Below are 22,708 nucleotides of genomic sequence, written 5' to 3' on the forward strand. Positions count from 1 at the left end.
TTCCTAGAACGTGGAGTAAGCATGCTCCGCAGTGCGGTTAAGCTCGATTTTGATCGGCCTATCTGCCTCCGGCAGGGCGCGCTGCGGACAGAATTCGCGGGGGCAGGCGGTACAGCCTGGGCCAATCGGGGTGGCGGCGGAAATGTCTAGGTTCAGGGCATCGGCATAGACGATGCGATCCGCCTGGGCGATATCGCAGCCTAGGCCTACCGCGAATTCCTTGCGCGGCGTGCCCCACGACTTGGCGGTTCCCTGCACGAAACGCCCGATCCACAGGTAAGCGTGGCCATCCGGCATGGCGGCGACCTGGCGGGTAATGCGGTTCGGGGTTTCAAAGGCGCGGTGGACTACCCACAGGGGGCAGGATCCACCAGAGCGCGCGAAGTGAAAGGCGGTAGAGGACTGCCGCTTGGAAATATTGCCCGCGCGGTCGGTGCGGATGAAGGAAAAGGGCACGCCCTTAAGCCCTGGGCGCTGGAGCGTGGCGAGGCGCTGCGCGGTTGTTTCAAACCCAGTCCCAAAGTAGTTGCACAGCAGGTCGATATCGTAGCGGGTATCTTCTGCCATCGTGAGAAAGCGCTGGTAGGGCATGGTGACAGCCGCCGCGAAGTACTGCGCAAGGCCCAGGGTGGCTAAGTCTTGGGATTCGCCTTCGGGCAGTTCAGATACGAGGTTGTCACAGATATCGCCGTAGGCCAGCAGGCAGTATTGCAGGGCCATTTCAAAGACCAATTGCGCCTCAGATAACCCATCGCGCAGCGAGAGCTCGCGCGTATCTGGGTCGAAGCTGCGCCGAGGGCCGGGACGGGAAAAGCGCACCGTAACCCCCAGATCCTCATGCATGCGGGAGGCGAGCCGGCCGCGGCGCAGGACGCGATCGCCCAACTGGCCAGCGAGTTCTTCTGCGAGCACATCGAGCTCGTGGATGTAATTATGCGCGTCATAAAAGAAATCCCGCACCACTTCAAAGGGGGAGGGGTCCGCAGCGGGCGCGCGGGAAGCAACATCAACAAACCGCGGCATCAACTCGGGAAAGCGAGAGGCGAGATCCGAGAGCGTTTCTTCAGAGGCATCGGGGAAGATGTGGCGGAGCTCGGTAATCGTATGGATATCGCGGTCTTCGGCGAAGTAGCTGGGATCCACGGTAAAGCGCTGGGCTAGCTGCATTAACACGGTGACGGTCAGCGGGCGCTGGTCGTTTTCTAGCTGGTTGAGGTAGCTCGTGGATAACCCCAACTTCTTCGCCATCGCCACCTGGGTGAGCCCGCGCTGCTTGCGCAAAGCGTGAATCCGTGCCCCCGCATAGTGCTTGGTCATGCGTCCCCGTCCTTCCTTTAAGTCCCCTGCGCTGTGAAAATCACAAGTTTTGCAGATTTCACAAAAGAAGTCCGCTAATTTCCACAAACATTACCTATAGCGTGTACCACATGCAAGCATTTACTGTGATGTGCAACGCATTCTTGATGAAGGAGGACGCAACCAGTGAAAAACCATGAGGTACGCACTCATAAATCCGCCGAGGACTTCCCCTACGAGGAGCACTTGGCGTACAAGGTGGCCGAGGTGGCTGCGGACCCCGTAGAGGTTCCGGAAGAAACCACCGAGATGATCATCAACCGCATCATCGACAACGCCGCCGTAGCTATGGCCTCCGTTGCCCGTGGCCCCGTCACCTCCGCGCGGGTGATGGCAGAAGCCCATCCGGTGGATAAGGGCGGTTCCACCATCTTCGGCATCGATGGCACGTATTCCGCGGAGTGGGCCGCACTGGCCAATGGCACCGCAGTCCGCGAGTTGGACTATCACGACACCTTCCTCGCCGCCGAATATTCCCACCCCGGCGATAATATTCCGCCGCTTCTTGCCGCAGCGCAGCACAAGGGGCTGAGCGGCCGCGACCTTATCCGCGGCATTGCAACCGGCTATGAAATCCAGGTCAACCTGGTCAAAGGCATGTGCCTGCACGAGCACAAGATCGACCACGTGGCGCACTTGGGGCCATCGGTAGCCGCAGGGCTTGGCACCATGTTGGGCCTGGATAGGGACACGATTTACCAGGCCGTCGGCCAGGCGCTGCACACCACCACGGCAACCCGCCAGTCCCGCAAGGGCCTGATTTCTTCGTGGAAGGCCTACGCGCCGGCCTTCGCGGGCAAGATGGCCATCGAGGCCGTCGACCGCACCATGCGCGGCGAGGGTGCCCCGGCACCGATCTGGGAGGGCGAGGACGGGTTCATCGCCTGGATGCTGCATTCACCAGAGCGCACCTACACCGTGCCCCTGCCAGAAAACGGTGAGGCCAAGACCGCCATCCTGGATACCTACACCAAGGAACACTCCGCGGAATACCAGGCGCAGGCTCCCATCGACATGGCCTTTGCGCTGAAAAAGACGCTGGAGGATAAGGGCCTGAAGACGGCGGATATCGAGTCCATCGTGCTGCACACCTCCCATCACACCCATTACGTCATCGGCACCGGCGCGAACGATCCGCAGAAGATGGATCCTTCCGCCTCCCGCGAAACCCTGGACCACTCTGTGATGTACATCTTCGCGGTCGCGCTAGAAGATGGCGTCTGGGACCACGAAACCTCCTATTCCCCTGAGCGCTCCAACCGCCCGGAGACCATCGAGCTGTGGCAGAAGATCTCCACCGTTGAGGATCCCGAGTGGACGCGCCGCTATCACTCCAACGACCTTGAGGAAAAAGCCTTCGGCGGCAAGGCCGTTATCACCTTCAAGGACGGCACCGTCATCGAAGACGAGCGCGCCGTAGCTGACGCCCACCCGCTGGGCGCCCGCCCCTTCGCCCGCGAGCAGTACATTGCCAAGTTCAAAAAGCTTGCCGATGGCGTCGTCGACGAGGCCGAGCAAGAGCGCTTCCTCACCGCCGTGCAAGACCTAGAAAACCTCACCGATCTAACCGAACTCAACGTGCGGGTCAGCGATGAGCACCTTGCCACCGCGCCCGAGAAACCGGAGGGAATCTTCTAATGGCTGGACTATTTGGTTCTACAATCAGCAACGCAGAAAAGCGCGCGAATTTCCGCAAATCCATCGAATCCGGATCGATCACCACGCTGCCGGGCGCGTTTAACCCGCTGACCGCCCGCCTTATCCAGGACATCGGCGGCTTCGACGGCGTCTACGTATCCGGCGCGGTGCTGGCCAATGATTTGGGCCTGCCCGATATCGGCCTGACCACCTTGACCGAGGTAGCCCAGCGCGCCGGGCAGATTGCGCGCGCTACGGACTTGCCCGTGCTTGTCGATGCCGATACCGGCTTCGGCGAACCCATGTCCGCCGCCCGCACCGTCGCCGCCCTCGAGGATGCCGGCCTAGCCGGCTGCCACCTGGAGGATCAGGTCAACCCGAAGCGTTGCGGGCACCTCGACGGTAAGGAAGTGGTGGACAAGGAAGTCATGGTCCGCCGCATCAGCGCGGCCGTCAACGAGCGCCGCGATCCTAATTTCATCATTTGCGCGCGTACCGATGCCGCCGGTGTCAATGGCATCGATGACGCCATCGACCGCGCTAAGGCCTATGCCGAAGCCGGTGCGGATCTGATTTTCACCGAGGCGCTGTATTCCCCCGAGGACTTTGAAAAGTTCCGCGCCGCCGTGGATACGCCGCTGTTGGCGAATATGACGGAGTTTGGCAAGACCGAGCTGCAATCAGCAAAGACCCTCGACGGGTTGGGATACAACGCCGTGATCTGGCCGGTCTCCAGCTTCCGCGTGGCCATGGGCGCTACCGAAGAATTCCTGCGCGACTTGCAAGATACCGGCATCCAGACCGAGTGGTTAGAGCGCATGCAGCACCGCTCCCGCCTGTACGAACTGGTCCGCTACCAGGAATACAACGAGTTTGACCAGTCCGTATTCACCTATTCCAAAGACAGCTACCAACCCACTTTTGAAAGCTAAGGAGCCAGTGACCATGTCCGATAAGAAAAACGAAACCCCAGAAATCCGCAAGGGCCTTTACGGTGTCGTTGTCGATGAAACCGCCATTTCCAAGGTCGTTCCAGAGACCAACTCTTTGACCTACCGCGGCTACCCGGTCCAAGAACTGGCCCGCTACTGCTCCTTCGAAGAGGTGGCCTACCTCTTGTGGAATGGCAAGCTGCCGGGGCAAGAATCCCTCATCCGCTTCTCCGCGCGTGAGAAGGCATTGCGACACCTAGACCGCCACCTCATTGACCTGATCATGTCCATGCCGCAAAGCTGCCACCCCATGGACGTTCTGCGCACAGCCATCTCCTTCATCGGTGCCCAGGACGCGGAGGAATACACCAAGGACTCCGAGCACGTGCGCCGTACCGCGCTCGAACTCATGGCGAAGATCCCCACCATCATCGCGCTCGACATCCGTCGCCGCCGCGGTGAGGGCTACATCGAGCCGTCCCGCAAGAAGGGCTTTGCCGAAAACTTCCTGTGGATGGTCTTCGGCGATGAAGAAGGCTCCCCAGCGGTCAACCGCGCCGATATCGAGGCCTTTGATAAGTCCCTCATCCTTTACGCCGAGCACTCCTTCAATGCCTCCACCTTCTCGGCGCGCGTGGTTACCTCCACGATGTCTGATACCTACTCCGCCATCGTCGCCGCCATTGGCGCGCTCAAGGGGCCGCTGCACGGTGGTGCCAACGAGGCCGTCATGAAGAACTTCCTCGAGGTAGACGATCCTGCCAAGGCCGAGGAGTGGACCAAGAACAAGTTGGCCAACAAGGACCTGGTCATGGGCTTTGGTCACCGCGTGTACAAGAACGGCGACTCCCGCGTTCCCACCATGGAAGCTGCCTTCAAGGAGTTGGCCGAGCAGCACGACCAGACCAAGTGGATCGAGATGTACGACATCATGGCCAAGACCATGGAAGAAAACACCTCGATCAAGATCAAGCCGAACTTGGACTTCCCGGCCGGCCCTGCTTACCACATCCTCGGGTTCGACATTCAGTTCTTCACCCCGATCTTCGTCATGGCCCGCATTACCGGTTGGACCGCGCACATCGTGGAACAAAACGAGAACAACTCGCTGATTCGCCCTCTGTCCGCCTACGCCGGCGAAGACCAGCGTTCCGTTCCGCCGAAGTCCTTCTAATTGCTCGGCCTCCGCGCGCTTGCGGCCCGCGGTGGGCCGTTGAGTAGGCCGTTAAGTGGACCGCATTTGCTCCCCACGTTCGCGTGGGGAGCATTTGTGCATCCTGCTGCGTTAAATGTGCATCCTCCTACGGTATAACTGAGCAACCCGCGCCCTCAGATGTCGCATTTTCGCCTCAGGTATTGCATAGGAGGATGCACATGTAGCAGCTGTGGCGACGGTTGTGGCATCGGCGGCGGTTGTGGCCGCGACTGCGACTGCGGCGGCTGTTGTTGCAACCGCGGCTGCGAAAAATTTGCCGGATGGAAATTTGCAGACTTTGCAGAATTGCTAGGTCTGTTAATACTGGTTGGCTGGCAGAAATTGCTTACGTGGGGTTTAAGTTGCAGGTGAGTGTAGAAAATCCCGTTTTTAAAAAGGGATGATAAAAACTATTCTTATCTCTAAACTGAGAGACGGATCACCCCAGTGGGGACGTTGCAACGCGGCGTCTTCCAAGTTGAAAGGAACACCCAAGTGGCCAATTCCGCCCTTCCATCGTTCGACAAGATTTTGGTAGCCAACCGCGGTGAAATCGCCGTGCGTGCTTTCCGCGCTGCCTTTGAAACGGGGGCGAAGACCGTCGCCGTCTATCCTCGTGAAGATCGCAACTCCTTCCACCGCGCCTTTGCGGATGAAGCAGTGCGCATTGGTAACGAGGGACAGCCCGTCAAGGCGTACCTCGATATCGAGGAAATCATCCGCGCTGCCAAGAAGTCTGAAGCGGACGCGATCTATCCGGGTTACGGTTTCTTGTCCGAGCGCGCCGATTTGGCCCGTGCCTGCGAGGACAATGGCATTAAATTCATTGGCCCCACCCCAGGCACGCTGGATCTCACCGGTGATAAATCCGCTGCGGTTAACGCCGCGAAGGAAGCAGGGCTGCCGACGCTGCAGGACTCGGAGCCGACCACGGACATCGATAAGCTGGTAGCAGACGCCGGTGACTTCAGCTTCCCGGTCTTTGTCAAGGCCGTCTCTGGTGGTGGCGGGCGCGGTATGCGCTACGTGGAATCGGAATCTGAGCTGCGCGAACGGGCGGCAGAGGCCTCGCGCGAGGCGGAGGCGGCCTTCGGCGATGGCAGCGTGTACCTCGAGACTGCGGTGATTAATCCGCAACACATTGAGGTGCAGGTGCTTGCGGATTCCCAGGGCAATGTCATCCACCTCTTTGAGCGCGACTGCTCCGTGCAGCGCCGCCACCAGAAGGTCGTAGAAATCGCTCCCGCGCCGTCGCTGGATCCGGAACTGCGCGAACGCATCTGCCAAGATGCCGTGAACTTCTGCGAGCACATCAACTATGAGGGCGCCGGCACGGTGGAGTTCCTCGTAGACGAGCGCGGCAACCACGTCTTCATTGAGATGAACCCCCGTGTGCAGGTGGAGCACACCGTGACTGAGGAGGTTACCGGTGTGGACATCGTCAAGGCGCAGATGAATATCGCCGCCGGCGCTTCCTTGGAAGACATCAACCTGTCTCAAGAAAATATCACCATTACCGGCTCTGCCCTGCAGTGCCGCATTACTACCGAAGATCCGAATAACGGCTTCCGCCCAGATACGGGTACGTTGACAGCGTACCGCTCGCCGGGCGGCGCTGGCGTGCGCTTGGATGGTGCGACCTCCGTGGGTGCTGAAGTCTCGCCCAACTTCGACTCCCTCTTGGTGAAGATGACCTGCCGCGGCACCACCTTCGAGCAGGCTGTTCACCGCGCCCGCCGCGCGCTAAACGAGTTCCACGTATCCGGCGTGGCCACCAATATCGGCTTCCTGCGCGCATTGCTCAATGAGTCTGACTTCGTCAATACCCGCGTCGATACCGGATTCATTACCGAACACCCAGATCTGCTCAAGGCCCCACCGGCGGTGGATGAGTCCGGCCGTATCCTTGAATACATCGCGGATGTCACCGTGAATAAGCCCAATGGTGACCGCCCCACCGCGCTGCGCCCATTTGATAAGCTGCCGAAGTTTAATGCGGAAGAGCCGCTCCCGCGCGGTTCCCGCGATGACCTCTTGGAGCTTGGGCCGCAGAAGTACGCGGAACAGATTCGTGCCAAGGATTCCTTGATGGTTACGGATACGACGTTCCGCGATGCCCACCAGTCCCTGCTTGCTACCCGCGTGCGCAGCACGGCCTTGGTCTCCGCGGCAGAAGCCGTGGCGCGCCTGACCCCAGATCTCTTCTCCGTGGAGGCATGGGGCGGTGCTACCTATGACGTGGCCATGCGCTTCCTCCACGAGGATCCCTGGGTGCGCCTGGATCTGCTGCGCGAGGCGATGCCGAACCAGAACATCCAGATGCTCCTGCGCGGGCGCAATACCGTGGGCTATACCCCGTACCCGGATTCGGTGTGCCGCGCCTTCGTGCAGGAAGCGGCTAAGTCCGGCGTGGATGTCTTCCGCATTTTCGATGCGCTTAACGATGTCTCCCAGATGCGCCCTGCCATCGATGCCGTGCTCGAGACGAATACCACCGTGGCCGAGGTAGCCATGGCGTATTCCGGTGATCTTTCTTCGCCGAAGGAAGACCTCTACACCTTGGATTACTACTTGAAGCTCGCCGAGCAGATTGTAGAATCCGGCGCGCACATCCTGGCCGTTAAGGACATGGCGGGCCTGCTGCGCCCAGAGGCCGCGCACACGCTGGTGACCGCGCTGCGCAAGGAATTCGATCTGCCGGTCCACGTGCACACGCACGATACTGCCGGTGGGCAGATCGCTACCTACTTCGCGGCTGCGCGCGCTGGCGCCGATATCGTCGATGGTGCCTCGGCGCCGCTGGCCGGCACCACGTCGCAGCCATCGCTCTCCGCGCTCATCGCTGCATTCTCCAACTCCAAGCGCGATACCGGAATCGACCTGCAAGCGGTCTCGGACTTGGAGCCGTACTGGGAGGCCGTGCGCCAGCTGTACGCCCCGTTTGAAAACGGCATCCCTGGCCCGACCGGCCGCGTGTACAAGCACGAGATTCCGGGTGGTCAGCTGTCGAACCTGCGCGCGCAGGCCGTCGCATTGGGCCTGGCGGATCGTTTCGAGGTCATCGAGGATAACTACGCCGCCGTCAACGAGATGCTGGGACGACCCACCAAGGTCACCCCGTCCTCCAAGGTGGTGGGTGACTTGGCGCTCCACCTCGTGGGCACCGGCGTTTCTCCGGAAGACTTTGCGGCGAACCCGACGAAGTACGATATCCCGGATTCCGTGGATCAATTCCTCCGCGGCCAGCTGGGTACCCCTCCGGGTGGCTGGCCGGAGCTGCGCGATAAGGTCCTCGATGGGCGCGCCGAAACCGGTGCGCACATTAACGATGTCCCGGCAGAGGAGCAGCCGCACCTGGAGTCGGATAACTCGGATGAGCGCCGCGCCAGCCTGAACCGCCTGCTCTTCCCCAAGCAGTTCGAGGAATTCAACGAGTTCCGCCGCAAGTACGGCAACACTGAGGCCCTGACGGATACGACCTTCTTCTACGGCCTGACCGAAGGCGAAGAAAAGGTAGTGCACTTCTTCCCCGAAGACTCCACCGATCGCTCCAACCTTAAGCAGATCGTGGTGCGCCTCGATGCCGTGGGCGAGCCGGATGAGAAGGGCATGCGCAATGTCGTGCTGAACGTCAACGGCCAAATCCGCCCGATGAAGGTGCGCGATGAAAACGCCGAGTCCACAGTGGCCACGGTGGAGAAAGCGGATCCGTCCAATGACGGCCACGTAGCGGCCCCGTTCGCCGGCGTGGTCAACCCCACGGCAGAGCCAGGCGACGAGGTAAAGGTCGGCGACCAGGTCGCGGTCATCGAGGCCATGAAGATGGAAGCCTCCATTTCCGCCACCAAGGATGGCGTGGTGGACCGCGTGGCCATTGGCCAGGCCACCAAGGTGGAAGGCGGAGATCTCATTGCCGTAATCAAATAGAGGAGCCACCTAGCACAGACGCGTAAATCCCCTCCCGGCTTGGATGAATATCCAGCTGGGAGGGGATTTTTATGCTTTAAGTGCGGCGTACCCGGTTAGAGAACCATGGGTGCAACAATGACGCCGACGATGGCGGCATTGAGCATATTGGTCAGGAAGCCACCGAAGAGTGCGCGCGGGCCAAGCTTGGCTACCTCACCGCGGCGCTCAGGGATGAGGCCGCCGATGGAGCCAATCTGAATACCGATGGAGGACAGGTTGGCAAAGCCAGCGAGGGCGAAGGAGGAGATCAAGATGGCCTTATCGCTGAGCTCATCAACGCTTTCACCAAAGGCGGTGTAGCCAACGAACTCGTTGAGGATGGTCTTTTGGCCGATGAAGTTACCCACCTCGAGGGCTTCGTTCCACGGCGTACCGATAAGCCAGGCCACGGGGGCGAAAATGATGCCGAAGAGGCCTTCGAGCGACCAGTTATCCTGGCCGAAGAGGGAGCCGATGCCGCCGAGGATGGAAGAGAGCATCACGATCGACGCGATGAAGGCGATGAGCAGGCAGGCAACCGAGATGGCGATCTTACCGCCGGCCATGGCACCGCTACTGATGGCGTCGATGATGTTTTTGGATTCTGTATCGCGAACGTCTTTAACGGTAGCGTCGAGGTTCGTCTCTTCGGTCTCTGGCATGAGGCCCTTGGCGACGAGCAGCGAGCCCGGTGCATTCATGAGCGATGCGGCGAGCAAGTACTCCAAGGGCGCGCCCAAGAGCGAATAGCCGATCAGCGTGGATCCGGCAACGGAGGCAAAGCCGCCGACCATACAGGTATAAAGCTCGGATCGGGTGAGCTTGGGCAGGTAGGGCTTAATGACCAGCGGGGCCTCGGATTGGCCGAGGAAGATGACGGTGGTGGCCCAAACCGATTCCACCTTGGAGGTACCCATGAGCCACTTGATGGCGGATCCGACGTATTCCACGAAGTACTGGATAACCCGGAGGTAGTACAGGGCGGCGATGATGGCGCCCAAGAAGATGATGACAGGCAGCACATTGAGGGCGAAGACGAAGTCATCACCGAAGAGCCCGCCGAAGACGAATTGGGTACCCTCGTTGGTAAATTCCGTGAGCTTAGTTAGCCCATTGGCGATGCCCTTGAGGGCTTTGAATCCAGGTTCCCACGCGAGGACCAAGAAGCAGAAGACCACCTGCAGGACAAGGCCCACGCCAATGGTGCGCCACTTGATATTTTTACGCGAGCTCGACAGGACGTAAATTACTGCAAGAATGGCGATGATGCCGAGCAATCCTTGTAAGCGTTCCATATTTTCTGACCGTTCTGTGAAGGGACTTTTTAGTTAGAGTGACTCTGGGCCAAAGGAGTGGGGGAGGATCTCGGCAAAGTCGTGGCTCCGGGGCTTTCCATCGACGGAGACGATGACGCGCTCGCAGTTGAACTCCCGCAGGACCTGGCGGCAGGCACCGCAAGGGTAGCAAGGCGCGGACTTTAAGCCGACGATAGCAACCGCTTTAATCTGCGGGATGCTGGGCAAGTGGCCATCGGTGGCCGTTACGTCTGCGGTGGTGACCATGTGCGCGGCGGCATTGCGTTCGGCGCAAATGCCTAGCGGACTGGAGGCGTTTTCGACGTTGGAGCCGGTGACAATGCGGCCATCGGCAAGCAGCAAAGCCGCACCGACTGGGAAAGAGGAATAGGGCGCCCAGGCGTGGTGGGCTGCTTCTTCTGCGAGGCTGAGCAATTCGGCATCGGTAGGAGGTGAATCCGGGGTGGCGTTCATTGCGGTATGGACTTTCTTTCTACGGGATGAAGAGAGACTGCGTTAATTCTCCATTAGAACAAAAAGAAAAATACTCATTGACATCTGTTCTATAGGGAATAATAATTGGACGTGGTGGAGTGTACAACCACTATATATAGTGCAGTAAATCACATTATGTGCTTGTATGTTTCGGTTTCCAAATCATTACAGGAGGAGTCGTCATGGCCGAGAAATTCGATGCGGTAGATGTTATTCGCACCAAGCGCGATAAGGGGGTGTTTAGCCCGGAGGAAATCGACTGGGTCATCGATGCCTATACTCGCGGGGTCGTGGGCGATGAGCAGATGGCTGCGCTCAATATGGCGATCTTCCTCAACGGCATGAACCGCGAGGAAATCTCGCAGTGGACCAAGGCGATGATTGCCTCCGGTGAGACGATGAGCTTTGAGTCCTTGTCCAAGAAGACCGCGGACAAGCACTCCACCGGTGGCGTTGGCGATAAGATTACGCTGCCGCTCGCACCCCTCGTGGCCGCCTTTGGCGTCGCGGTCCCGCAGCTTTCTGGCCGCGGCTTGGGCCACACTGGTGGCACCCTGGACAAGCTGGAGGCCATCCCGGGCTGGCAGGCGGATATTTCCAATGAGCGATTGATGGAAATCCTGGAGGACCCAGGCTGCATCATCTGCGCGGCAGGCTCTGGCCTCGCGCCCGCGGATAAGAAGATCTATGCCCTGCGCGATATCACCTCCACCGTTGAAGCGATTCCGCTTATTGCTTCCTCCATCATGTCGAAGAAAATCGCGGAAGGTACCTCGTCTTTGGTCCTCGACGTCAAGGTGGGCTCTGGCGCCTTTATGAAGGATGAGACCTTGGCCCGCGAGCTGGCGCAGACCATGGTGGACTTGGGCAATGATGCCGGCACCGCCACCACGGCACTGCTAACGGATATGTCCACCCCGTTGGGCCGCAAGGTGGGCAACGCGCTCGAGGTTGAAGAATCCGTCGAGGTTCTAGCCGGCGGTGGGCCAAGCGATGTCGTCGAGCTGACCCTGGCACTTGCGCGCGAGATGCTGGAAGCAGCCGGCGTGCACGATGCCGACGTGGAAAAGGCGCTCAAGGATGGCCGCGCCATGGATAAGTGGAAGCAAATGATTAAGGCGCAGGGCGGCGACCCAGACGCCAAGCTTCCAGTGGCTACGCATACCCACGATGTCATTGCTGAATCCGATGGTTACCTCACCGAGCTTGATGCCTTGTCCGTCGGCGTGAGCTCCTGGCGCCTGGGCGCTGGCCGTGCCCGGAAGGAAGACCCGGTACAGGCAACCGCGGGCATCGAATTGCACGCGGTGAAGGGGGAGAAGGTATCCAAGGGCCAGAAGCTTTTCACCCTGCACACGGAGACCCCAGAGTGCTTCGAGCGCTCCCTTGAGACCTTGCAGCAGGGCTTTAAGATTACCGACGCCCCGCTGGATAAGGAGCGCCAGATCATCCTGGACCGCATTGGTTAAATCAGGATTAATGGAAGTGCAATCGACCCGATGATGATGAGTGCCATGACGGCGAGGAAGACCTTTGCCTGCCACGTGGCGTAGTTGAAGGACACTCCGACGCCCAGGCGCTTGTCCACCAGCACCGCTGGGTCATCGGGATTGTAGTACAGGATCCCCCACTTATAATGCTCGTCATTATCGGGGGATTCTTTGTCTTTATCCGGAAGTTTCACCCCACGCAGCTGTTGCTCGAGCTGCGATTGGGTGCGCAGTATCATTGCCACGATGGCTATGGTGCCGCTAATGGTCATCACCACCATGGTGATAAAGGAGAGGCCAGCCAGGTCCTGATAGCTCGGTACCGGGCCAGTGATCTGTATAAACGATAGCCCGAGGGACATGAGAAGCAACAGGACGCCCATCGCTTCGTTGGAGGCTGCAAGGTTTGCCTGATTCCGCAGCCGCGCCTTGATGGAGCGCTCCGAGCGTGGACGAACCGCGGTGCGTTGGATAAGCCAGCAGATGCCGGCGAAAAGCAACCACATTCCCAGCGCGATAAACGTGATGAAAAAGACGCTGCCGATGGACTTGTCGCTCCAGCTATCGGGCTCCATAGAACCATCCCAGTGCACCGGCACGGGATCGGGGATGTCGGACCAATGAGCGGCGACGATGAGCGCACCGGCGACGATGGCAAGCAAGGAACCCAACATGGTCAGCCAGGGAAAAGACGGCGTTGGCACATCAATATCCTGTATGGCGTCGGCGTCCCGCTCCGCTACCTGGACGCTGACCGCGGTTTCTACCCCGTCGAACCAGCCGCCGTCCTTCTTAGCCGCAATGATATAGCGGCGCTGGGAGAGGTAAGCCCATGTGCCGCCGATAATGACCAGTAGGGAAGACAGGGCCGCCACCCACGAGTGGTTGACGTAGAACAGCGAGATAACCGTCGCTGCGATGCCCACAACCCACGTCCGAGTCTTAAAACCAGAAATGGCACCGACCACAACGGGATCCGAAAGGTGGCTTTGGGGAACGCGAACGCCGAGCGGGGCGCCTGGCGCCGCAAGCGCCGGGATCGTGGTCATTATCCACGTTATGGCCAGCGTGGTCGCGGCCATGAGGACGGTAAGAATCATGCGAGCTCCTTCAGTGTGGAATCGAGATAGCCGTGGAGCTCCTCGGCAGAAAACCCCTGGGCGCGGGCGAGGGTTGCCACGCGGCGCAGGCGTTGCCGAACCTGCTGTTCTTGCGCCGTGGTGTGTGCGCCGGGTCGGACGATCGATCCGGAGCGCCCCGCGGTTTCGACGAGGCCATCAGCAACGAGCGAGTCATAGGCGTGTTTTACGGTGGCCGGGTTGATGCCAATATCCGTGGCGACTTGGCGCACGGGATCGAGCTTGTCGCCGTCGAAGAGCTGCCCGCGGGCGATGGCCAGCACGATTTCATCGTGAATCTGCTGGAAGACCGGCGCATCCGCGTCAGGGTTGAGCGTGATGAGCATGAGCTACCTCCTTCCAATAAGTTTTGTACAACTAAGAGTAGCATAGTCTGTATTAGTGGAGGTAATACAAAGCGGAGACTGGGGACTAGATATGCACCTGCGAGGTTAAGCTGAGCTGCTTGCAGAAGCCCTCATCGTGGCTGACCAGCAGGTACGCACCCTCGTAGGACTCGAGGATCTGCACGAGCCACTTTATGGTGGTGATATCCAAATTATTGGTGGGCTCATCAAGCAGGAGGAATTGCGGGCTGGGCTCGGCTAGCAACACCCGGGCAAATTCCGCGCGGAAGCGTTCGCCGCCCGATAGCTGGTCGGTGCGGCGGTGCACTTGGTCATCGCGAAATAGTAGCTGTGCCAATTGATCGCGGATGAATTGTGGGTGAGCAGTGGGGTTGGCCTCCGTGACCATTTCTAAGATTGTGCGATCTTCCGGCAAGGTGATTTTCTGCCGCAAATATCCACAGTCCAAGCTGTACTCAACGTCACCGCGGGCAACCTTATTAAGGAATGTGGTTTTCCCGCTGCCATTTGGCCCCATAAGGCGTACATGCTCAGGGCCGGTTAAGTCCACGATGCTGCTGGTGAGCACGCGGGTGCCATTAGGCAACTGCGTGCCTGGGAGATCGACGTGGACATGTTCGTCAGGGCGGATCTTATTTTGCGCAGCTTGATAGGCAGCAAATGCCTCCTGCACCGAACCCGATGCCTGAGCAGACCGCTTAGCCGCGGTATTTTGGGAGCGGTTCTTATCGTTTCCCATCGCCATCCCGGGCTTTCGGCGGTTGTGCGAGAAGGCCTTGCCGCGGCGCTGATCCCTGGAAATGCGCACTTGCATCGCCTCGCGCTCGCGCACTTGCTTGCGGTGTTCGGCTTTGGCCTCGCGAGTTTCTGCTTCAGCAGCGCGCTGTTCGGTTTCAATGGCCTCCCGGTAGGCGTGATAATTTCCGGAAAATAACCGCAAACTTCCCGCGTAGAGTTCTGCAATGTGCTCGACATGGGAGAGCAGGTCTAGGTCATGGGAGATGACAAGAATGGGCGTAGAAGAGCTGGAAATGAGCTCGGTGACCTTGGATTTTCCTGCTGCGTCCAAGTTATTGGTCGGCTCATCGAGGATGACAAAGTCCGGGTGATCAAAAAAGGCGGCGTTTAATGCGATGGTGACCGCTTCGCCTCCAGACAGCGTACCGATGGTGCGATCTAGCGGGTAGGCAACGCCTACGTTATGAAGGCAAGCATGAATCCTGTCTTCGATATCCCAGTCGTTACCAATGGTTTTCAGCAGATCCTCGGAGTAATTTCCCGCTTCAAGTGCGTGGAGCGCGGCAATCTTTTCCGCCGCGCCGAATACTTCGGCGATGGTTAAGGAATCACGCAAGCCAAGATCTTGGTCTAGGTACGTGACCTCTGGTGCCGTGAATGTACCCGAGGACGGCGCGATCTGGTGGGACAGGACCTTAGCAAGGGTTGACTTTCCGGAGCCATTATCGCCAATCATCCCCGTAACCGAGTCAGGGATCGTTCCGGAAAGCTGTGAAAAGCAGGGCGTGCCGTCTGGCCACGACAGGCTGAGTTGGGAAAAAGAAATCGGCATGAAGAATCCACCTTTAAAGAACGAGTGTGCAAGGGACGTCGTACTAGGCGGAAATCTTCATAGCCCTCAACAATAGCAGCTGTGGTGCAGAACACAAGGGTACTAGCTAAAATTCATCTCTTGCTGGAACCGGAGGCCTGCAAGAGACAGACGCCAGATTAGAAGCGGCGGAAGAACTTATCTGGGGCGAGTTCTTCGAAGCCCGGTAGTGGCGTGGCGGACGCGATGCCGGGGGCGGTTTGCTCGGCCGCGAGATCGATGGCGTTAGCAACGAGCAGGTCGTGGGCGCGGGAAGCCTCGTCGTCGGTGCCATTCGTGGCGACGATGAGCTCGGGGATGTCCTCGGGATCGAAGGGGGTGAGCCAGGTGGCATCGTCAAGCGGGTCAGCGCCCGGATCCCCAAGGAAGGCTGGGCCCTTGGTGGCGGCGGGGTAGTAGCGCAGGAGCGCGGCCCCCACGGGCTCTACAGTTGGATCCTCATTGGCGGCAAGGGGCAAGGCGATGACGCCGCCATCAACGATGGGGGACCAGTCTGCGATATGGGAGGGGAAGAGGCCCGCAAGGTAGTCGCGGTCCTCTTCCTTGGCCAAGCGAACACCAAGAGAAGAATCAGTCATTCTACCAGGCTAGCTGGCGCGGCTACTTAATTTCCAGCAGCTGCGCGCCCTTGGTGGTGGACGAGCCGGCCTCGACCGCCAAGCCGGTCACGGTGCCGGACTTGTGGGCCTTGACGGGGTTTTCCATCTTCATTGCCTCAAGGACCAGGACGATATCGCCCTCTTCTACCTCTTGGCCCTCTTCTACGTTCACCTTGATAACCGTGCCCTGCATCGGTGCGGTCACGGCATCGCCGGATACCGCGGCCTTGGCACCGGCACCCTTGCGCTTTTTCCGCTTGCGCGCGCCGGTAATGCCAAAGGTGGCGGGCAATGCTACCTCGATGCGGCGGCCGTCGATTTCTACGGTGTGGACCTGGGAGGCCTCGGGCGCGCCGGCTTCCGCATCGGTGGAATCATCATGCGGCGTCAGCTGGTTATCCCACGCCTCCTCGATCCACTTGGTGTAGACATCGAAGGACCCATTTTCCGCGGTAAAGGCGGGATCGGCGACGATGGCCCTGTCAAAGGGGAGCACGGTGGGCAGGCCCTCAACCTGGTATTCAGCCAGGGCGCGGGCGGAGCGCCGCAGGGCGGTTTCGCGGTCCGGACCCCAAACAATGAGCTTGGCCAGCATGGAATCGAATTGCCCGCCGATGACGGAGCCCTCGACGACGCCCGAATCCACGCGCACGCCAGGCCCAGCGGGCTCGGAGTACTTGACGATGGTCCCGGGGGCGGGCATGAAGCCAGCCGCGGCGTCTTCGCCGTTGATGCGGAATTCAAAGGCATGCCCGCGCGGTGTCGGGTCCTCTCTGAGCGAAAGCTCTTCGCCCTGGGCAATCCGGAACTGCTCGCGCACGAGGTCCAGCCCGGTGGTTTCCTCCGAAACGGGGTGCTCCACCTGCAGGCGGGTATTGACCTCGAGGAAGGAAATCAGGCCATCGGCGCCAATCAAATACTCCACGGTGCCGGCGCCGCAGTAGTCAGCTTCGCGGCAAATGCGCTTGGCGGACTCGTGAATGGAGGCGCGCTGCTCGTTGCTCAGGAAAGGCGCCGGCGCCTCCTCTACGAGCTTTTGGAAGCGGCGCTGCAGGGAGCAATCGCGCGTGCCGACGACCACCACATTGCCGTGCTTATCCGCCAAGACCTGGGCCTCCACGTGTCGGGCCTTATCGAGGTAGCGCTCGACAAAGCACTCGCCGCGGCCAAAGGCGGTGGTGGCCTCGCGGGTCGCGGATTCAAAAAGCTCCGGAATCTCTTCGGCGGTGTGCGCGACCTTCATGCCGCGGCCGCCGCCACCAAACGCCGCCTTGATGGCCACGGGCAGGCCGTGCTCATCCGCGAAGGCCTTGACCTCGTCCGCGTTGGCCACAGGATCCTTGGTGCCAGGGGCCATGGGAGCTTCGGCGCGCTCGGCGATGTGGCGGGCCGTGACCTTATCGCCCAAAGCGCGGATGGATTGGGGAGGCGGGCCGATCCAGGTCAGGCCGGCATCGATAACGGCCTGAGCAAAATCGGCATTTTCGGACAAGAAACCATAGCCGGGGTGGATGGCATCCGCGCCGGACTTAGCGGCAGCGTCCAGAATCTTGTCAAAGACAAGATAAGAATCAGCAGAGGTGGAACCGCCGAGGGCAAAGGCTTCATCGGCAAGCGTGACGAAGGGCGCCTGCGCATCCGGCTCGGCATAAACGGCGACTGAGGAGATCCCGGCATCGCGAGCAGCACGAATGACGCGCACGGCGATCTCACCTCGGTTCGCTACGAGAACCTTGGAGATCTTCTTGGTTTCTACTGCCACGGCAGTAACCTCCTGAATACACTTCGTTTACTACGGGATCTATTGTTGCACACCAAAATATTAATTCGTCCGTTTGGCAATAATTGTTACGTTTAAACAAAAATAAACCCACATCGTCACGATGTGGGTAATTAATGACCGGACGAAAATCTACTTTTCAATCGGCATATTGACCATGTTGCCCCACTCAGACCATGATCCATCGTAGACCTGCGCCTTTTTAAAGCCCAAAAGGTAGGTCAGTACGAACCACGTAAACGCGGCCTGCGCGCCCACGTGGGAATACAAGATGGTGGGGGTATCCGGCTCCAGCATGCCGTAGTTGACCTTGAGGTCATCAACGTTGCGGAAACAGGAGTTGGGGTAGGTTGCGCGATCCCACTCCAAATTGATCGCACCCGGAATGTGGCCGTGACACATGGTCGTGCCATACGGCGAGTTTCCATTCGGGTCGAACTCCGTCGCTTCACCCGCGAATTCCTCCGGCGGGCGGGTATCAACCAGGGAACCGGTTGCCTCGCGGACATCGGAAACAAAGGCGCGCAGGAGGGAATCGTCCCGGGCTACCTCGGGATAATCCGACTCCGGGAATTCCGGGACCATAAAGGAGGTATCGCGTTCTTCTGACATCCACGCATCGCGCCCGCCATCGAGGAGGCGGACGTCCTTGTGTCCAAAGAGGGTAAATACCCACAGCGCATAGGCCGCCCACCAATTGGACTTATCGCCATACAAAACAACGGTATCGTCTTCGTGGATGCCCTTTTCCCGCATCAAGCGGGTAAATTCCTCGCCGTTGATAAAGTCGCGCGTCAGCGAGCTCAACAGCTCGGTGCGGAAATTAATCCGCGTGGCCGTGGGAATGTGCCCGATATCGTACAAAAGGGAGTCTTCATCGACCTCGATGACGCGCAGCCCTTTAACGCCCAGGCGCGCAGACAGCCACGGAGCGGAGACAAGCCGCTCTGGGTGCGCATATTGCTGGAATGGGGGATAGGGGTCTACTTCTGCCACTGCCCGCCTGCCTTTCTAATAAAACGGGATGATTCGCTCCCACCACTCTAACCCGATGAATGCCAAATTGATCACTTGGGAGGCCGTAGTGTGGTATTCCATACAATAAAACAGCCGAGTGGGCGGGTCAGCATTTAACATAATAGTGCTTTTACTCGAGGTCGCGATTCTACAAGTTTTCCCGCTGCATTACTCAAGTCGCGCCCCCAGTACCTCTTCAGCGCTACGTGGAGCCGCGAATTTTAATCAATTTCACACCACGCCAGGCAATGAAACGGTCTATAGTCAGATCGTTCTGTTTTCTCCCTAGACCTAGGAATATGGGCTGCGATTATGGCTGATCATAGCGACAACACCACCAATGACAACGAGGAGTTCTCGAAGGGCTTCGTTGCCCGCGATTTCTCTGAGGGACCGCGCCAAGACGGTACTGAGGACTTCGGTGCTTTTGCGGACAATGATGCGCGGGCATTCGGCCCCCACGGCACCCCGCAGGCTGGCCAGGAACAAGGCTCGCAAAGCAGCCAAGAGCAGCACCCGCAATCGGGCCAGGAACAGGCGGCTTATCAGCACCCCGAGTACTCGCAGCAACCGGGTCCAGCGCAACCGGGGCCCGCGCAGCCGCCGCATTCCTATCCAGAACAGGGCAATTCTTGGCAGGGACAGCAGGCGTGGAACGCGCCGAATGGGCAGCAGCCAGGATTTACTGCGTATCCGAATAACAGCGGGCAGTTCCCGCCACAGGTTCCGCGCACGAAGACGCCAACCGATGGCTTCTTCTCCGGCCTCTTGGACTTCAGCTTCGATAAATTCATCACCGTAGGCTATGCTTCGGCGATTTATGTCATCGGCATGATCATCCTTGGCTGCACGTGGTTGTTGGGCCTACTTTTAGGATTCGTTTTCTTTGGTCCGTTCGGGATTATCACCGCCATCTTGGTTACGCTTATCTGCTTTGGCGAGCTCATTGGCTTGAGGCTCTTTTTAGAGTTCGCAGTCGCAAATATCCGGACGACGCAATATACCCGCGAAATCCTGCACCGGCTGAACTAGGCATAAGCTACAAGAAAAGCACATTCTCCTCTGGGATTGAACAGGGAGAATGTGCTTTTTATATTGGCCAAATAAGCCGCAGTGTGGGCTTAGTCGAGCAGCTGGGCAACGCTATCGGGGTCGGCATCGGAAAGCATCTGGCGAATGCGGTCGTATTCGTCGTCCTCGCCGATGGCCTTGGCGGCGCGGCCAAGCGCCGCAATCGCGCGCAGGACACCCTGGTTGGGCTCGTGGGAGAAGGGGACCGGGCCCCATCCCTTCCAGCCGTTGCCGCGCAGGCGGTCTAAGCTGCGGTGGTAGCCGGTGCGGGCGTAGGCATAAGCGGTGATGTACTCGTTGGGATCCGCGCCCTCGAGCTTGTCGAGCTCCTGCTCTGCGAGCATGGCCCACAGCAACGGGGAATCCGGGTGGTCTACGATGCCGGCCGCAGGCGCGGCGGCGTCCTTAGCGCCGGGATCGGCGGGCAATTTAATCGGTTCTGGGGCAAGCATGTCTTTCATTTCCATAAGACACACTCTAGCGATGCTCGTGCGGGCCTACCAGAAATCAGAAACGCTGAGCCCAAAAGAGTAGAGCGCGCGGCGCACCACCGGTAGGGACAGCCCAATGACAGAGGAGGGATCGCCGTCGATACTATCGATAAACCAGCCACCCATGGCCTCCAAGGTAAACGCGCCCGCGCATTCTAAAGGCTCGCCGGTGCGGGCGTAGGCCTCAATATCGGTGGCAGAAGCCTCTGCGAAGCGGATGGTAGTGGTGGAGGTTTCCACGTGGCGCTGCGCGCCAAAAATCAGGCAATGGCCGGTAAGCAGCTGCGCGGTGCGGCCTGCCTGGTGGTGCCAACGCTCGATGGTGGCGTCGACGGTGTGCGGTTTGCCCTGCAGTTGGCCATCCAATAGCAGCATGGAATCGCCGCCGATGACCGGCTCGTCGGGGTACCGGGAAGCAACCTTCTCGGCTTTGGCGGTGGCCAGCGCTGCCACGGTATCGGCAGGCGAGTGCCCCGCCAACTGGGCTTCTAAGGCGCGCTCGTCAATATCGGCGGGCTCGAGCACCGGTTCCACCCCGGCCCCGCGCAGGATGGCGGCGCGCGAGGGCGACTGCGAGGCCAAAATGAGGCGCATTAGTAATACCGCACGGTGTGGAAGGCAGATGGATTAAAAACGCGCTGCGCGCCGTAGTGGTCGAAGCGCTCACCGGGCCTGCCCCAGTGGTTGCGATCCCCAAAGGCGCCGGAGTGGTCCTTTTGCATCTGCTTGAGCACCGTCGAGAGCGCGGCGCACTCTTCTTCCGTGGGGTTTCCCTTCAGGACTTTGATTTCGGGTTCAGACATCTTTTCCTAAACAGTTCCGTGCTTCTTGGGTACCTGGGCCACGACCTTGCGCTCTAGAAGGCGCAGGCCTTCAACCAGGTAGTGGCGGGTAGCGGAAGGCTCGATGACATTATCAGCCAGCCCGCGCTCGGCGGCGGCGTAGGGGTGCAAGAAAAGCTCGTCCATTTCTTCCTGCTTATCCTGATCGCCGTAGATGGCCAGCGCGGTCTGGGCCGCCTCGGCGACGGCGATTTCTGCGGTCGGCCAGGCATAGACCAAATCCGCGCCCAGGTCCTTGGACCCCATAAACGCGTAGGCCGGGCCAATGGCCTTGCGGGTGACCACCGTAAGCTTGCCGACGCTCGCCTCCGCCTGCGCATACGCAAACCCCGCTGCCCGGCGCAGGAGACCGGCTTTTTCTTCCGCCGGGGTGGCAACGAAACCGGGCGAGTCCACGAACTCGATGATCGGGGTATTAAAGGCATCGCACAGGCGCACAAAGCGCGCCGCCTTTTCCGTCGCGGCCGAATCCAACGCGCCGCCAAGTGAAAGCGGTTGGTTGGCAACGATGCCCACAGCGCGGCCATCCACGAAGGCAAAGCCGGTAATGATATTGGGCGCGGCCTCGGCCGAAAGCTCAAAGAAGGAGCCCTTATCGACGACCGCGTTGACCACCTCGCGCATGTCATAGGCATCCTCTGCTGAATCCGGGATGACGGAATCCAGATCGAACTCGGCGACCTCGCGCGTATCGATGCGCGTTGCCTCGGCGCGGTTATTGGCCGGCAGGTAGGCCAAGACGTCGCGGACCAAGGCGAGGGCTGCCTGCTCGCTCGGGGCGCTGAGCTGCGCGGTGCCGGACTTCGCGTGGACTGCGGCACCACCAAAGGTTTCCGGTTCCGCGTCGGCCACCTCGCCGGCTGCCTGGTGCAGGCTGGTGCCGTGGGTGACAATGAGGACATCGGCAAGCGTGGGCGCAAAAGCCGCAATGCCGCTGGTATCCCCCGCCACCACGGAGATCTGTGGAATAAGGCCGGAAGCCTCGGTTGCGCGGGCGAGGATGCGGGCGTAGCCGGCCAGCGTGACGATGCCCTCTTGCACGCGCGGGCCGGTGGAATCATAGATGCCGACAATGGGCACGCCGGTTTTCAGCGCAAGGTCATAGACCTTGGTGAGCTTTTCCGCATAAACCTCACCCATCGTGCCGTCAAAGACGGTGGCATCCTGGCTGAAGATGCACACGCGGCGCCCGTCGATGGTGCCATAACCGGTGACGATGCCATCGGTGTACGGGCGATCGTGTTCGCGGCCAAAGTCGGTGGAGCGGTGGCGGGCCAGTGCATCGGTTTCTACAAAGGACCCCTCATCGAGCAGCTGATTCACGCGGGTGCGGGCGGCTGGCTCGCCTTCCCCCAGCGGCGCGCGGGACTCGGTGAGCTTGTTATCCAGGTCCTCAATCTTGCCAGCGGTGGTCTTCAGGTCAGTCATAGGCGTTGAGTTTACTATTGGAAGGCTAAAGATGCG

At 59.8% G+C, this 22,708-nt stretch carries 19 protein-coding genes; 6 read left to right on the forward strand and 13 right to left on the reverse strand.

Annotation, left to right across the window (positions count from 1 at the left end):
- Nucleotides 1-3 precede the first annotated feature (3 nt).
- Nucleotides 4-1,317 (reverse strand): short-chain fatty acyl-CoA regulator family protein, encoded by a 1,314-nt coding sequence (locus CACC_RS02850; RefSeq protein WP_005277358.1) that lies wholly within the window; start codon nt 1,315-1,317, stop codon nt 4-6.
- A gap of 165 nt (nt 1,318-1,482) precedes the next feature.
- Here CACC_RS02850 and prpD point away from each other — a divergent pair, with 165 nt between their 5' ends.
- The 4 genes from prpD (at nt 1,483) to CACC_RS02870 (ending at nt 9,048) form a co-directional block, all read left to right on the forward strand.
- Nucleotides 1,483-2,994, forward strand: a complete 1,512-nt coding sequence (gene prpD / locus CACC_RS02855) for a 2-methylcitrate dehydratase PrpD (RefSeq protein WP_005277360.1) — start codon at nt 1,483-1,485, stop codon at nt 2,992-2,994.
- On the forward strand, nt 2,994-3,926 hold the full coding sequence (prpB, locus tag CACC_RS02860; RefSeq protein WP_005277362.1) for a methylisocitrate lyase: 933 nt from the start codon (nt 2,994-2,996) through the stop codon (nt 3,924-3,926). Before prpD ends, prpB begins: the two co-directional genes overlap by 1 nt.
- A 13-nt stretch (nt 3,927-3,939) precedes the next feature.
- On the forward strand, nt 3,940-5,100 hold the full coding sequence (locus CACC_RS02865) for a bifunctional 2-methylcitrate synthase/citrate synthase (protein ID WP_005277363.1): 1,161 nt from the start codon (nt 3,940-3,942) through the stop codon (nt 5,098-5,100).
- Between the two features lie 516 nt (nt 5,101-5,616).
- The gene (locus CACC_RS02870) at nt 5,617-9,048 is read left to right on the forward strand and encodes a pyruvate carboxylase (protein ID WP_035108325.1); all 3,432 of its coding nucleotides are present in this window, start codon (nt 5,617-5,619) and stop codon (nt 9,046-9,048) included.
- A gap of 95 nt (nt 9,049-9,143) precedes the next feature.
- Here the strand turns inward: CACC_RS02870 and CACC_RS02875 are convergent, their stop codons facing one another.
- Nucleotides 9,144-10,364 (reverse strand): NupC/NupG family nucleoside CNT transporter, encoded by a 1,221-nt coding sequence (locus CACC_RS02875; RefSeq protein ID WP_005277367.1) that lies wholly within the window; start codon nt 10,362-10,364, stop codon nt 9,144-9,146.
- 33 nt (nt 10,365-10,397) lie between these two features.
- Nucleotides 10,398-10,838 (reverse strand): cytidine deaminase, encoded by a 441-nt coding sequence (locus CACC_RS02880; protein ID WP_005277368.1) that lies wholly within the window; start codon nt 10,836-10,838, stop codon nt 10,398-10,400.
- Nucleotides 10,839-11,041: 203 nt separating this feature from the next.
- Between CACC_RS02880 and CACC_RS02885 the strand changes: the two genes are divergently transcribed.
- The gene (locus CACC_RS02885; protein WP_005277369.1) at nt 11,042-12,328 is read left to right on the forward strand and encodes a thymidine phosphorylase; all 1,287 of its coding nucleotides are present in this window, start codon (nt 11,042-11,044) and stop codon (nt 12,326-12,328) included.
- On the opposite strand, the gene CACC_RS02890 is transcribed toward CACC_RS02885, so the two are convergent.
- From CACC_RS02890 to CACC_RS02915, 6 genes are all read right to left on the reverse strand, one after another.
- Nucleotides 12,325-13,449, reverse strand: coding sequence for a DUF1648 domain-containing protein (locus tag CACC_RS02890; RefSeq protein ID WP_005277370.1), 1,125 nt, complete (start codon nt 13,447-13,449; stop codon nt 12,325-12,327). The two genes, CACC_RS02885 and CACC_RS02890, sit on opposite strands and share 4 nt — an antisense overlap.
- Nucleotides 13,446-13,814: a GntR family transcriptional regulator gene (locus tag CACC_RS02895; protein ID WP_005277371.1), complete on the reverse strand. Its 369-nt coding sequence runs from the start codon at nt 13,812-13,814 to the stop codon at nt 13,446-13,448. The genes CACC_RS02890 and CACC_RS02895 overlap by 4 nt, the downstream gene beginning before the upstream one ends.
- A gap of 85 nt (nt 13,815-13,899) precedes the next feature.
- A complete protein-coding gene (locus CACC_RS02900) occupies nt 13,900-15,405 on the reverse strand; it encodes an ATP-binding cassette domain-containing protein (protein WP_005277372.1) in 1,506 nt (501 codons plus the stop codon).
- A gap of 158 nt (nt 15,406-15,563) precedes the next feature.
- Nucleotides 15,564-16,022, reverse strand: a complete 459-nt coding sequence (locus CACC_RS02905; protein WP_005277373.1) for a hypothetical protein — start codon at nt 16,020-16,022, stop codon at nt 15,564-15,566.
- 22 nt (nt 16,023-16,044) lie between these two features.
- Entirely contained in the window at nt 16,045-17,805 is a 1,761-nt protein-coding gene (locus CACC_RS02910) for an acetyl-CoA carboxylase biotin carboxylase subunit (protein WP_005277375.1), read from the reverse strand.
- Nucleotides 17,806-17,955: 150 nt separating this feature from the next.
- On the reverse strand, nt 17,956-18,819 hold the full coding sequence (locus CACC_RS02915; RefSeq protein ID WP_005277377.1) for a sulfurtransferase: 864 nt from the start codon (nt 18,817-18,819) through the stop codon (nt 17,956-17,958).
- A 333-nt stretch (nt 18,820-19,152) separates the two neighbouring features.
- Between CACC_RS02915 and CACC_RS02920 the strand changes: the two genes are divergently transcribed.
- Nucleotides 19,153-19,872, forward strand: coding sequence for a DUF4282 domain-containing protein (locus CACC_RS02920; protein ID WP_005277379.1), 720 nt, complete (start codon nt 19,153-19,155; stop codon nt 19,870-19,872).
- Nucleotides 19,873-19,961: 89 nt separating this feature from the next.
- Here the strand turns inward: CACC_RS02920 and CACC_RS02925 are convergent, their stop codons facing one another.
- The 4 genes from CACC_RS02925 to CACC_RS02940 are packed head-to-tail and all read right to left on the reverse strand — an operon-like array spanning nt 19,962 to nt 22,672.
- On the reverse strand, nt 19,962-20,378 hold the full coding sequence (locus tag CACC_RS02925) for a DUF3151 domain-containing protein (RefSeq protein WP_005277381.1): 417 nt from the start codon (nt 20,376-20,378) through the stop codon (nt 19,962-19,964).
- Nucleotides 20,379-20,408: 30 nt separating this feature from the next.
- Nucleotides 20,409-20,996 carry a Maf family protein gene (locus tag CACC_RS02930; RefSeq protein WP_005277383.1) on the reverse strand — a complete coding sequence of 196 codons (588 nt, stop codon included), beginning with the start codon at nt 20,994-20,996 and terminating at the stop codon, nt 20,409-20,411.
- A complete protein-coding gene (locus CACC_RS02935) occupies nt 20,996-21,205 on the reverse strand; it encodes an acyl-CoA carboxylase subunit epsilon (protein WP_005277385.1) in 210 nt (69 codons plus the stop codon). The genes CACC_RS02930 and CACC_RS02935 overlap by 1 nt, the downstream gene beginning before the upstream one ends.
- 6 nt (nt 21,206-21,211) lie before the next feature.
- Nucleotides 21,212-22,672 (reverse strand): acyl-CoA carboxylase subunit beta, encoded by a 1,461-nt coding sequence (locus CACC_RS02940; protein WP_005277386.1) that lies wholly within the window; start codon nt 22,670-22,672, stop codon nt 21,212-21,214.
- Nucleotides 22,673-22,708 lie beyond the last annotated feature (36 nt).

Source organism: Corynebacterium accolens, from assembly GCF_023520795.1.
Taxonomy (GTDB): domain Bacteria; phylum Actinomycetota; class Actinomycetes; order Mycobacteriales; family Mycobacteriaceae; genus Corynebacterium; species Corynebacterium accolens.

Coding starts and splice junctions, on each gene's coding strand:
- CACC_RS02850 (WP_005277358.1), bottom strand. CDS start 1,317: ATGACCAAGCACTATGCGGGGGCACGGATTCACGCTTTGCGCAAGCAG.
- prpB (WP_005277362.1), top strand. CDS start 2,994: ATGGCTGGACTATTTGGTTCTACAATCAGCAACGCAGAAAAGCGCGCG.
- CACC_RS02865 (WP_005277363.1), top strand. CDS start 3,940: ATGTCCGATAAGAAAAACGAAACCCCAGAAATCCGCAAGGGCCTTTAC.
- CACC_RS02875 (WP_005277367.1), bottom strand. CDS start 10,364: ATGGAACGCTTACAAGGATTGCTCGGCATCATCGCCATTCTTGCAGTA.
- CACC_RS02880 (WP_005277368.1), bottom strand. CDS start 10,838: ATGAACGCCACCCCGGATTCACCTCCTACCGATGCCGAATTGCTCAGC.
- CACC_RS02885 (WP_005277369.1), top strand. CDS start 11,042: ATGGCCGAGAAATTCGATGCGGTAGATGTTATTCGCACCAAGCGCGAT.
- CACC_RS02890 (WP_005277370.1), bottom strand. CDS start 13,449: ATGATTCTTACCGTCCTCATGGCCGCGACCACGCTGGCCATAACGTGG.
- CACC_RS02895 (WP_005277371.1), bottom strand. CDS start 13,814: ATGCTCATCACGCTCAACCCTGACGCGGATGCGCCGGTCTTCCAGCAG.
- CACC_RS02900 (WP_005277372.1), bottom strand. CDS start 15,405: ATGCCGATTTCTTTTTCCCAACTCAGCCTGTCGTGGCCAGACGGCACG.
- CACC_RS02905 (WP_005277373.1), bottom strand. CDS start 16,022: ATGACTGATTCTTCTCTTGGTGTTCGCTTGGCCAAGGAAGAGGACCGC.
- CACC_RS02920 (WP_005277379.1), top strand. CDS start 19,153: ATGGCTGATCATAGCGACAACACCACCAATGACAACGAGGAGTTCTCG.
- CACC_RS02925 (WP_005277381.1), bottom strand. CDS start 20,378: ATGGAAATGAAAGACATGCTTGCCCCAGAACCGATTAAATTGCCCGCC.
- CACC_RS02930 (WP_005277383.1), bottom strand. CDS start 20,996: ATGCGCCTCATTTTGGCCTCGCAGTCGCCCTCGCGCGCCGCCATCCTG.
- CACC_RS02935 (WP_005277385.1), bottom strand. CDS start 21,205: ATGTCTGAACCCGAAATCAAAGTCCTGAAGGGAAACCCCACGGAAGAA.
- CACC_RS02940 (WP_005277386.1), bottom strand. CDS start 22,672: ATGACTGACCTGAAGACCACCGCTGGCAAGATTGAGGACCTGGATAAC.